General features: G+C 63.2%; 11 protein-coding genes. 2 read left to right on the top strand and 9 right to left on the bottom strand.

What is annotated here, in order from left to right; translation table 11 throughout:
• Positions 1-53: 53 nt before the first annotated feature.
• From argC to ACPPVV_RS05950, 8 genes are all read right to left on the bottom strand, one after another.
• Entirely contained in the window at positions 54-1,010 is a 957-nt protein-coding gene (gene argC / locus ACPPVV_RS05985; protein ID WP_426702551.1) for an N-acetyl-gamma-glutamyl-phosphate reductase, read from the bottom strand.
• 3 nt (positions 1,011-1,013) lie between these two features.
• A complete protein-coding gene (locus ACPPVV_RS05980) occupies positions 1,014-2,330 on the bottom strand; it encodes an acetylglutamate kinase (RefSeq protein ID WP_426702550.1) in 1,317 nt (438 codons plus the stop codon).
• 157 nt (positions 2,331-2,487) lie between these two features.
• Positions 2,488-3,687, bottom strand: coding sequence for an acetylornithine deacetylase (locus tag ACPPVV_RS05975; RefSeq protein WP_426702549.1), 1,200 nt, complete (start codon positions 3,685-3,687; stop codon positions 2,488-2,490).
• Positions 3,688-3,787: 100 nt separating this feature from the next.
• Positions 3,788-5,038 carry an argininosuccinate synthase gene (locus ACPPVV_RS05970; protein ID WP_426702548.1) on the bottom strand — a complete coding sequence of 417 codons (1,251 nt, stop codon included), beginning with the start codon at positions 5,036-5,038 and terminating at the stop codon, positions 3,788-3,790.
• A gap of 61 nt (positions 5,039-5,099) precedes the next feature.
• Positions 5,100-5,588, bottom strand: coding sequence for an OsmC family protein (locus ACPPVV_RS05965; RefSeq protein ID WP_426702547.1), 489 nt, complete (start codon positions 5,586-5,588; stop codon positions 5,100-5,102).
• A complete protein-coding gene (locus ACPPVV_RS05960; protein WP_426702546.1) occupies positions 5,585-6,208 on the bottom strand; it encodes an FMN-binding negative transcriptional regulator in 624 nt (207 codons plus the stop codon). The genes ACPPVV_RS05965 and ACPPVV_RS05960 overlap by 4 nt, the downstream gene beginning before the upstream one ends.
• Before the next feature lie 7 nt (positions 6,209-6,215).
• On the bottom strand, positions 6,216-7,223 hold the full coding sequence (locus tag ACPPVV_RS05955; RefSeq protein ID WP_426702545.1) for an N-acetylornithine carbamoyltransferase: 1,008 nt from the start codon (positions 7,221-7,223) through the stop codon (positions 6,216-6,218).
• A 307-nt stretch (positions 7,224-7,530) separates the two neighbouring features.
• On the bottom strand, positions 7,531-8,055 hold the full coding sequence (locus ACPPVV_RS05950; protein WP_426702544.1) for a glycine zipper 2TM domain-containing protein: 525 nt from the start codon (positions 8,053-8,055) through the stop codon (positions 7,531-7,533).
• A 176-nt stretch (positions 8,056-8,231) separates the two neighbouring features.
• Between ACPPVV_RS05950 and cysS the strand changes: the two genes are divergently transcribed.
• Complete coding sequence (gene cysS / locus ACPPVV_RS05945; protein WP_426702543.1) at positions 8,232-9,602, top strand: cysteine--tRNA ligase; 1,371 nt, start codon at positions 8,232-8,234, stop codon at positions 9,600-9,602.
• Between the two features lie 51 nt (positions 9,603-9,653).
• A complete protein-coding gene (locus ACPPVV_RS05940; protein ID WP_426702542.1) occupies positions 9,654-10,082 on the top strand; it encodes a SufE family protein in 429 nt (142 codons plus the stop codon).
• An 85-nt stretch (positions 10,083-10,167) separates the two neighbouring features.
• On the opposite strand, the gene dksA is transcribed toward ACPPVV_RS05940, so the two are convergent.
• Positions 10,168-11,418 carry an RNA polymerase-binding protein DksA gene (gene dksA / locus ACPPVV_RS05935; protein ID WP_426702541.1) on the bottom strand — a complete coding sequence of 417 codons (1,251 nt, stop codon included), beginning with the start codon at positions 11,416-11,418 and terminating at the stop codon, positions 10,168-10,170.
• Positions 11,419-11,420: the final 2 nt, after the last annotated feature.

Raw genomic sequence — 11,420 nt, 5'->3', positions numbered from 1 at the left:
GGTTTCCTGGCGAATGAATGAGCTGCCGAACGGCGGTGCGCGCAATCAGCGCATCACGGTCGCGGAATGCCCGTCATCTCGTCGCAACCGATGGCGCGATTGATGTTCTGCATCGCCTGCGTCGCCGCGCCCTTCAGCAGGTTGTCCAGCGTCGCCACGATCACCACCCGCTTGCCGTCGGCCGACAGCGCAAAGCCGCCGATCTCGGCGTGGTGCCGGTGGGCAATACGACTCACCCACGGAGCCTCGTCCAGCACGGTCACCAGTTTTTCGTGATCGTAGGCCGCATGGAAACGGGCCAGCACGTCCGCACGTTTCAACGGCCGCGACAGATACAGGTTGGTGGTAACCGTGAGTCCACGGAAATGCGGTGCCACGTGCGGCATGAACTCCACCGGCACGCCGAGGCGGAACGACGCCTCCTTCTCATGCATGTGGCCGGTGAGCGCGTACGGCATCAGGTTGTCGCGCAGCTTGTCCGGGTCGTTCTTGTCCGATGGCGTTGTGCCGGCACCGGAATAGCCGGAAACGCCGAAACATACCGGCGGTGCGGCCAGCAGGTCCTTCAGCGGTGCGATCGAAAACTGCATCGCGGTGGCGTAGCAGCCGGGGTTGCTGATGCGCTTCTCGCCTCGCCACTGCTCACGCGTGAGTTCGGGCAGGCCGTAGTACCAGCTTTTGTCGAAGCGGTAGTCGGCGGACAGATCGAGGATCAGTGTGTCCGGCTTCATCGCGTCGATCGCCTCTACATAAGGCGCGGCCTTGCCATTCGGCAGGGCAAGGATCACCACATCGGCGGCCCGCGCCGCCACGGCGGCGGGGTCCAGGCTGGCGTAGCGCAGTTCGCCCGCGAAGCCATCCACGTGATCGCCCACGCGCTGGCCATCCAGCTCGCGCGAAGAAACGAAGCTCAGGGCAAGCGCCGGATGCGCCGCGATCAGGCGGATCATTTCCACGCCAGTATGACCACGTGCGCCGACGATACCGATGCTCTTGCTGTGAGTGTCCATGGTTCAGTCCGTCAGGGTCGGCTGGCGTTGTGCGCAATGCGCCACGCAGCGGGAAATCGTGTCAAGGTCGTCGATGCCGTACCAGAACACCTTCCAATACGGCTGCTTGATGCAGCCATCGGACTCGGCGTAGTAGAACGGATTGACCGAATTGCCGTGACGCGAGCGCCAGAACAGTCGTGGATTTTCCTCGCGCATCACCTGCCACACGGCACGTCCCAGGCCTTCGCCCTGGGCATCGTCGAGCACGGCGAATTTGTCGAGGTACGAAAGGCCGTCCTCGTCGGTGAGGATCATGGCAGCGCGATAGTTCTCGCTGACGTAAATGCGCGACGGTCGGGTTCGATCGAAATAATCTGACACCAGGGTACGCCCGAAGCTCGACTCGATCAGCGTGCGCATACGCGCCAGGTCGATGCCATCCCATGAGGCGAATGTCAGCACTTTCTCGCCACGGCGAACAAGCGTGCCCGAACCCTTGTGGGTGAACAGCTCCTTGGCCAACTCGGCCGGCCGGGTGATCGACACCGACGAGGTCAGCGGCAAGTCGGACAGCAGGTCGGCGATCTGCTCCAGCTTGAGGCGCATGCCACCGTTGATCCACGGCTGCGCCATCAGGTGATCGTACTCGGTGGACAGGTTGATCGAATCGATCAGCTTGCCCTGCTCGTCGAGCAGACCGCCGGTGCCGGTGAGGAACACGATCTTGTATGGCTGCAGCACGCGCACCAACTCGTTGGCAGCGAAGTCGGCGTTGATGTTGAGGATCTGCCCTTCGTCGGTTTCACCGAGACTGGCGATCACCGGGATCGAGTTGGCGCGCAGGCTGGCCTCGATCGGCGCCAGGTTGATGCTGGCCACCTTGCCGACCAGCCCGTAGGTATCGCGATCCAGGTAGCTGGCCATGAACACGCCGGACGCCACCGAGGTGGCACGCGTGTCCATCGACTGCAACGCCTCGACCAGCTTCAGGTTCTGCTGCTGGAATACGCGCCGCACGATGCCGAGCGCCTTGGGCGAGGTGACACGCAGACCGCCCACGGTCTGCTTCTCGATGCCGGCGGCGGACAGCTCCTCATCCAGTTGCGGACCGGCGCCATGCAGGACGATCGGGGTCAGCCCGACCTGCTGCAGGAAGGTCAGCGACGAGGCGAGGTCGGCCAGCTCATCGCGCAACACCGCGCCACCGACCTTCACCACGGCGAAGCGCTTGGCGTCGATCTCCGAAAAACGCCTGAGGTATTGCTGGATTTCCTTCGCGCTGCCCATGCTCGAAAGCAGGCGCACGATGGTCTTGCGGGTTCTGGAGTCTGGACTCATGGCTCACGTGGCTCGCGCGGGAATCGGTTTGCCTGCAGGGCAAGGAAGAGGAAGGGAAGGCATGTCGATACATGACCGAGCGATGACGCAGCCCGGTCGGCAAGCTGATCGTGCCCGAAGGATTGGCCGGCTACTTGAGCCATGAGTCCAGACTCCTTCATGCGTTTCCATGTTCAACGATCCGGCTGATGGTTTCCGCGTAGTGTTGCAACTGGTCGAGCGCGACCCATTCGTCGGCGCTGTGGGCCTGGGCGATGTCGCCGGGGCCGTAGACAAAAGCGGTGTAGCCGGCGGCGGAGAACAGCGCCGCCTCGGTCCAGAAGTCCACCGCATTGCCCACCGGGATGCCCAGCTCGTCGGCAATGTCACGGGCCGCCAGCCGGCGTTCCTCGGCCCTTGCGGTGTCTCCCGCCGGCAACGACGCACCACGAAAAGTCTCGCCGAACTGCGCCGGCCGCGATTCCACCAACGTCTGGAAACGCTGCAGCAGTTGATCCGGATCCATGGTCGGCAGGGGACGAAAGCCGAATCGCACTTCCGCCGTTGGCGCGATCATGTTCGCCTTGATGCCTCCCTCGATCCGGCCGATGTTGAAGCGCAGGCCGGTCAGTCCACCGAAGCGTTCATGCGATTGCGCGGCGACGAAGTCCAGTGCGGCATCGCCCCACCGTACCGCTTGGTGCAACGCGCTGTCACTGGGCCTCTGCTCGCCCGAGGCGTGCCCGGCTTGACCGGCAAAACGCATGAGCACGGACAGGATGCCACGATGCGCCAGCACCGCCTCGCCCCTGGTCGGCTCGGCCACGATCACCGCTTCGTAGCCCGTCTCCCTTCGGGAGAGGGGTTGGAGTGAGGGTTCGGCCGAAGCGGCAGATTCGATACCGAGCGCACCCTCATCCCGCCCGTTTCCCAGGGAGAGAGGCGGAAAAGCCTGCAGGAAGCCGGCAATGCAGCGCGCGTCGTTCGCTTCCTCGTCGGTGGAGAACAGCAGCGCAAGATCGCCCTCGCTGGCATTCGCCACTGCCAGCAACGCCGCCGCCGCGCCCTTGATGTCGCAGGCACCCAGACCGATCGCACGCTCCGCAGTGACCCGCAGCGTGTGCGGATCGGCCGTCCAAGCCGGCGAATCCGGCACCGTGTCCAGGTGCACATTGAAGAGATACTTCGGTTGTCCACGCACCGCGTGCAACGCCACCGCGCCGGCGCCGAAGTCGGTTACCGTCACGTCGAAGCCAGGCAGCTGCGCACGCAGATAATCGAAGATGCCGCCGGTGTCGATGGCGCGCGGGGGATTGCGCGTGTCGAAACCAACCAGCGCAGCCAGGTGCGCCAGCGTTGCGTCGAGCAAGGCGCTCATCGCGAAACCTCTTTGCGCAAGTCCCCTCTTCCCTTGGGATGGGAGCACTGAGGCAATGTGCAAGCCTTCACCGAAGTGAGAATGAGGAAGCGCGCCGAACTCATGCGCCACCCCGATTGACTTCGGCCCACAGCGTCGAGCTCATGCCGAACAGCTTGATGAAGCCCTCGGCCTCTTCCACGCCCCAATCGGCCGACTGCGCGTAGGTCGCGCCCTTCGCATTGAGGATGTGTTTGGACTCCACCGCCACCGCACCCACACTGCCGCCGTGGGTCTCCAGCGTCACCGTGCCGTTGACGGTGGACTGGCTGGACGCCAAGAACGCTTCGAGGTCGGTCTTCAGCGGATCGTGGAAGAAACCCTCGTAGACCAGCTCCACCCACTTGCGCGCCACTTCCGGCTTGAAGCGGTTCTGCTGTTTGCTCAACACGGCTTCTTCCAGCGCGCGATGCGCGGCCAGCAGCACGGTCAGGCCCGGTGCCTCGAAGATGATGCGGCCCTTCAGGCCGATCGTGGTGTCGCCGGTGTAAAGACCGCGACCTACGCCGTACTGCGCAAACAGGTTGTTCAACTTCGCCAGCATCGTGTGCCCGGCGATCTTTTCGCCATCCAGCGTCACCGCTTCGCCATTGGCGAAGCCGATCTTCACCTGCAACGGTTTGGACGGCCATTCGGCACGTGGTTTGCACCAACCCACCGCGCCTGCGCCGGGTGCCTGCCATTTATCGATCTCACCGCCGGACATGGTCAAGCCCAGCAGGTTCTCATTGATGGTGTAGGCCTGCTGCTTGGCGCGCACGCCAAAGCCGCGATCCTCCAGGTACTTCTGCTCGTAGGCGCGCGTCTGCGTGTGTTCCTTCTGGATCTCGCGGATCGGCGCCACGATCTCGTAGTCGCCCAGCGCCTTCACCGCCAGGTCGAATCGCACCTGGTCGTTGCCCATGCCGGTGCAGCCATGCGCAATCGCCCTGGTGCCCAGTTCGACGGCGCGCTTCAGCGCGGCTTCGACGATCAGATAGCGATCCGAGACCAGCAGTGGATACTGACCCTGGTAGCCCTCGCCTGCCCACACGAACGGCTTGACGAAACCCTGCCAGATCGCCGGGCCACCATCGACGGTAACGTGGCTGGCCACGCCCAGCTCCTCCGCGCGCGCTTCGATGAAGGCGCGCTCCTCGGCGTCGACGCCGCCGGTATCGGCGAACACGGTATGCACGGCCCAGCCCTGCTCCTGCAGATAGGGTACGCAGAAGCTGGTGTCGAGGCCGCCGGAGAAGGCGAGGACGATGTCTTTGGAGCCGGGATTGGGGGTTGGGGATTGGGGATTTGGAGAGACGGACTGTGGTGACATGGAAGTTCTCGCAATGAATGGAAGGTGTTACTGCGAAGGTTCGTTTTGTTTTTTCGAATCCCTAATCCCGACTCCCCAATCCCGGCTCCACAACAATTCGCGGTTCGCAGCGCACCGGGAAATTCACCGAATTGGCGATGAAGCAGGCATGGTGCGCGTCGTCATGCGCGGCCTCCGCCCTGGCCGGATCGCTGCTGGCGCTGATGGTCACCACGGGGCGCAGTACCACTTCGACGAAGCGGCCACCATTGCCTTCGGTGACCATGCGGCCTTCGGCGGCGTCGGTGTATGCCGTCACCACCACGCCGGCCACGGTCGCCATGTGCAGGTAGGACAGCATGTGGCAAGTGGACAATGCGGTGACCAGCATGTCCTCGGGATTGTGCTTCCCGGCGTCACCGCGGAAGGTGGGATCGGCCGAGCCGGCCAGCGTGGGTTTCCCCGCGATGCGGATGGCATGATCGCGACTGTAATTGCGGTAGCCGTCCGTGCCCGAACCGAGGTTGCCGGTCCACTCCACGTCGACGCGATAGTGATGCTGATGTGTCACGGTTTCGATTCCTCCAGTTGCCCCATCAGGGTGGCCAGCTCCGCGTCGCCATCGCCGTCACGCTCGCGCAGGCCGACGATCACACCCGCACGATTGCGTGCTGGATGGTTTTGACTCAGCTTGAATTTGCCTTCGATGCGATCGATGGCGATCTCGAGGCCGACGATGGCGCGCAGCGACTTCTCGATGTGGTCTTCCGGCGCGTCGCCGATCTTCCAAGGCTTTGACTGGCCAGCCTCATGGTGAGAGGTCAAGGTTTCCAGCAGGCCGCGCAACCAGCTGGCGTCATCAACCACGCGCAAACGGCCATGCACGTGCACCACCGCGTAGTTCCACGTCGGCACCTCGCGCCCGGTCTCGTGCTTGCTCGGATACCAGTTCGGGCTGATGTAGCCGTCCGGACCCTGGAACACCAGCAGCACCTCGGCACCATCCATCTTCACCAGCTCGTTGCCGCAGGCCACATGGCCGTGGAGCATCTCGCCAACCAGTTCGAACGGCAGATGGTTGGCGCTCAACCCATCCTTCGTCCGGGTAACCAAGGCAGCAAACGGATACGCGCGGATCAGTCCATGCAGGACCTCGGTCCGTGTTTCCTCGAAATGCTTCGGCATGTACATGGCCGGCTCAACCCTGCCCGATCAGTGAGGTCATCACCGCCTTCTGCACATGCAGGCGGTTCTCGGCCTCGTCGATGGCAATGCAGGCGGGCGAATCCATCACCGCGTCGGTGGCCTTGATGTTCCGGCGCAGCGGGAGGCAATGACTGAACAGGCCATGGTTGGTCAGCGCCATCTTCGCTTCGTCGACGATAAAGTGCTTGCTGGCCTCGCGGATGGGCTTTTCCTGTTCCCACTTGCCGAAGAATGGCAGCGCGCCCCAGCTCTTGGCATAGACCACGTCGGCGCCACGATAGGCTTCCTCGATATCGTGGCTGACCTTGAGCGAACCTCCGTTCTGCTCGGCATTCAGACGGCCAAACGCCATGTAGCGCTCGTCCAGCACGTAATCGGGCGTTGGGCAAAGCAGCGTCACATCCATGCCCATCTTCGTTGCGATCAGCAGCGCCGAGTTCGCCACCGCGGTGTTCAGCGGCTTCGGATGGTAAGTCCATGTCAGCACGTACTTTTTTTTCGTCAGGTCGCCCAGGTGCTCCCTCAACGCCAGCGCGTGCGCCAGCTCCTGACAGGGATGGGTGATCGTCTCCATGTTGATCACCGGTACCGTGGCGTACTGCGCAAACGCCTTGATCACGGTGTCCTGGCGATCCACCGCCCAGTCCTGGAACTTCGGGAACGCGCGCACCGCGATCAGGTCGACATAGCGGCTAAGCACCCTCGCCACTTCGGCGATGTGTTCCTCGGTATCGCCATCCATCACGCTGCCGACCTCGAACTCGATCGGCCACGCGTCCTTGCCGGGCGACAGCACGATCGCGTGTGCGCCCAGGTGGAACGCCCCCAGCTCAAAGCTGGTGCGGGTGCGCATCGACGGATTGAAGAACAGCAACGCGATCGATTTGCCGGCCAGCTGCTGTCCGCGCGGGGAACGCTTGAACGCGGCAGCCTGTTCCAGCAGAACGTCGATCTCGGCGCGGCTGTAATCCTGGGTCGTCAAGAAATGCCGAATAGTCATACTTACTCCAAATCCAGAAACAAAAAACCCGGCGCAGGGGCCGGGTTTTTTCGTCGATGCACATGAAACGCGTGCGACTGCCTACCCGGCCGAATATCCACTCAGCGGTCGATGCGCACGCGACGTCATGCCAGCAGCCGCGCGGGCGCTGGTGAGTACGGTAGCGGTATAGACGGCTGAAGACATGCGGAATCCAGATGGCGAGTGCGCATGATGGCGACAATTTCGCTGCCATGCAACAAGAAAAATCGGTACCGGAAACAACATCGCCACCCACGGGCGGCGATGTTGTCAACGGAAGAGGGGTTCAGTCCGCCGGATCGACCTGTACCCGCACGCGCAGGCGCTCGCCGGGATCGTAGTTCAACCGGCGCATGTAGACCTCGCCACGGTAGCGGTATTCGACGTCGTAACCGATGATCCGGCGCTGCTCGCTGATCGAGCTGACCTGGCGGCACTGGGTCTGGGTCTCCTCGTAATCACCGCCGCGATCGGATGCGCGGTTGCCCACCGCACCACCGGCCAGGGCACCTGCGACCGTAGCCGCCCTGCGCCCATCCCCCTTGCCTACGGTGTTGCCCAGCACGCCGCCAATCACGGCACCGAGCACGGTACCGGCGGTGGTATTGCCCCGCTCATGGCGGACCACCGGCTGGTCGTAACACTCCTGACGCGGAACTTCCGTGCGGGTAACACCCTGCACCGGATCCGCGCGCAACACGTCGGCCCAGCCATAATGAGCGTTGTCATCATTTGAACCGCGCACGTCCTGCGCGAAAGCGCTGGAGGCCACCAGGGCGAACACCAACGCGGATAGCCATAACCTGGTCATTGCGACCTCCATCGGGGAAACATCGGTGCGCCAAAGCGCGTACTGGCTGCATTCCAGCAAATTCACGCTGAATACATGCTTAGAATCGGCCAGGCTCCACCACTCCGCTTACACCTTGTTAAGATGCCGGGCTGACCGCGTTCCGTCCCGCGTGGTCCCATGCCGCGGATTTCACGATGTCGATATCGCTCTACAACAGCCTGACCCGTCGTAACGAGCCGTTCGCGCCGCTCGATCCCGACCGCGTGACGATGTATCTGTGTGGCCCCACCGTCTACAACTACGTGCACATCGGCAATGCGCGTGGTCCGGTGGTGTTCGACGTGCTGGTGCGGCTGCTGCGCCGGCATTATCCGCATGTGCTGTATGCCCGCAACATCACCGACGTCGACGACAAGATCAACACCGCAGCGCAGCAGCAGGACGTACCGATCGGCACGATCACCGGGCGTTTCGCGCAGGCATATCGCGAGGACATGGCCGGGCTGGGCGTGGCACCGCCGGATATCGAGCCGCTTGCCACCACCCACATCGTTCCGATCATCACGATGATCGAGCGCCTGCTTGACAGCGGTCACGCCTATGTTGCCGAGGACCATGTGCTGTTCGAGGTCAGTTCGTTTCCCGCGTATGGCAGGTTGTCCGGCCGCGACCCGGACGAGCTGATCGCCGGCTCGCGCGTCGAAGTGGCGCCGTACAAGCGCAGTCCCGGCGATTTCGTGCTGTGGAAACCCTCCACGCCGGAACTGCCGGGTTGGAACAGCCCATGGGGCCGCGGGCGTCCGGGTTGGCACATCGAGTGCTCGGCGATGAGTGCGGCGCATTTGGGCGACACCATCGACATCCATGCCGGCGGCGTCGACCTGCTGTTTCCGCATCATGAGAACGAGATCGCCCAGTCCACCTGCGCCCACGGTGGCAAGGTCTTCGCGCGCTGGTGGATGCACAACGGCATGCTGACGTTCGACGGCCGCAAGATGTCCAAGTCGCTGGGCAATGTGCTGCTGGTGCACGAGCTGCTGAGACTGCATCCGCCGGAAGCGCTGCGTCTGCGCCTCATGAGTGGCCACTACCGGCAACCGCTGGACTGGTCCGATGCCGCCATCCAGCAAGCAGTGAGCACGCTGGACGGCTGGTATCGCGTGCTGCGCGACTTGGCCGACATTCCCCTGCCAACCGCTGAATTGCCGGTGCCGCAGCGGGTGGAGGCAGCCCTGTGCGACGACCTCAATACACCGCAGGCATTGGCCGAGCTGTCCGTGCTGGCCGATGCCGCGCGCCAGTCAGGCACGGCGGAAGCGAAAGCGGCATTGCTCGGCGGCGGTGCCTTGCTCGGACTATTGCAGCAGGATGCGGAAGCCTGGTTCAAGCGTGGAGAGAGCCCGGTCGATGCAGCCCATGTCGAGGACCTGCTGCAACAGCGCCAGGCCGCCCGTGCGGCGCGGGATTTTGCTCGTGCCGACGCCATCCGAGATGAGCTTTCCGCCTTGGGCATCACGATCGAGGACAGTGCGCAGGGCACCCGATGGAGCAGCGTCAAGGCATGATGCGCATATGTGGGTTTCGCTTCCGATCCATGCCCGCGCGATAATGGCCGCATGAATGTCACCACCAACAGCGCCGCCCAGGCACAACGAGACATTGCCGAGGAATTTGCCTTCTTCGGCGACTGGACCGAGCGCTATCAGTATCTGATCGATCTCGGCAAGCAATTGCCAGCCTTCCCCGAAGCCGACAAGACCGAGGCGCACCGCGTGCACGGTTGCCAGTCGATGGTCTGGCTGGTGCCCAGCGGTGATGCCTCGAAGATGCACTTTGAGGCTATCAGCGACTCGGCCATCGTGTCCGGCCTGATCGCCCTGGTGCTGCGGGTATATTCGGATCGCTCCGCCCAGGAGATCGTCGCCACCGAACCGGCCTTCATCGGCGAGATTGGCCTGGCCAAGCACCTCTCGCCGACACGCTCCAATGGGCTGGCTGCCATGCTGGTGAAGCTGAAAGGTTATGCGGCGCAGGCGCTGGCCTGAGTCGGGCCGGCTCCGGCCTCCACCACCGGCAAAAAGACGAAACCCCGCGCGAGGCGGGGTTTCGTTATTTCAACGGATCGAAAGCTCAGTCGCCCATCTGCTTCTGCAGGTGCTCGCGGCGCTCCTGCGCATCAAGCGACAGCGTCGCAATGGGTCGTGCGTCGAGACGATCCACGCCGATTTCCTCATCGGTCTCCTCGCAGAAGCCGTAGCTGCCTTCCTCGATCCGGCGCAGCGCCTTGTCGATCTTGGAGATCAGCTTGCGGTAGCGATCGCGGGTGCGCAGTTCCAGCGAGTTCTCGGTTTCACGGGTGGCACGCTCGGCTTCATCGCCGACGTCACGCACCTCCTCGCGCAGGTTGTCCATGGTCTGACGCGACTCCTCGACCAGCTGATCGCGCCAGTCGCGCAGCTTGTTGCGGAAGTAGGCCAGGTGTTGCGGATTCATGTACTCCTCGTTGGCCGAAGGATGATATCCCTTGGGCAACGTGATGTTGCTGGTGGAAGGCAGCGCGTATCGCCCGTCTTCACGGGTGACACCGTTATCGAGTTTTTTTGTAGCCAGTTTATTCATTGAGGATGACGAGTTTTTCTGATTCTTGTGGGGAGAGGCATGACTCGCGGTAGCCGAAGCTGTCCGCGGCGTCACCATGGCGGTTGCACTCGCCACCTTGCCCTTGAACAGGGTACTGGCGGGTGCTGGGGATACGCTTTTTACAACGGGCGCCGGCACAACTTTCTGCACCGGCTTGGCAATCGTCTTGGCTGCAGCCTTGACCGGCTTGCTGATCGGCTTGGCTGCGGGTTTTGCGACATGCTTCGCCGCGGGTTTGGCGGCCGCAGCCACCTTTTTGGCGACCGGCCGGGTCACAGGCTTCGTCGCCGCCTTTCTGACAGGCGTACTGCTGACCTTACCGCTTTTGGCGGCAGTCTTGTTGACCGCCACTTTCTTCGGCGCCGGCTTGCTGGCAGCCACCTTCTTCGCGACGACCGTTTTCTTGACGGCAACTTTTTTGGCTGCTGGCTTTTTGGCAACCGACTTGCTGGCCGAGCCGGCTTTCTTCGATGGCGGCTTGGCGGCAACTTTCTTGACCGCTGGCTTGGCGACCGGTTTTCTGGCAGCCGCCGGCTTGGCCGCGACCTTCTTCTTCGGCGCCTTGCTGACAGGCTTGGTTGCGGTACGACTGGTCTTGGCGGGTGTCTTGCTGGCGCTCTTCACGGTCCGCCCCTTTGTGGCAGCTGTTTTCGACTTGTCGGCCTTGGCGCCATTCGCCTTGGCCGGAGCCTTCCCTTTCTGCGCCTTGGCGGCGGACGAACTACGTGTGGTTTTCGCCATAT

The sequence above is a fragment of the Rhodanobacter sp. Col0626 genome, assembly GCF_049994385.1.
GTDB lineage: Bacteria > Pseudomonadota > Gammaproteobacteria > Xanthomonadales > Rhodanobacteraceae > Rhodanobacter.
The sequence above is the reverse complement of the archived record's forward strand: the minus strand, read 5'-3'. Positions and strand labels throughout refer to the sequence as shown.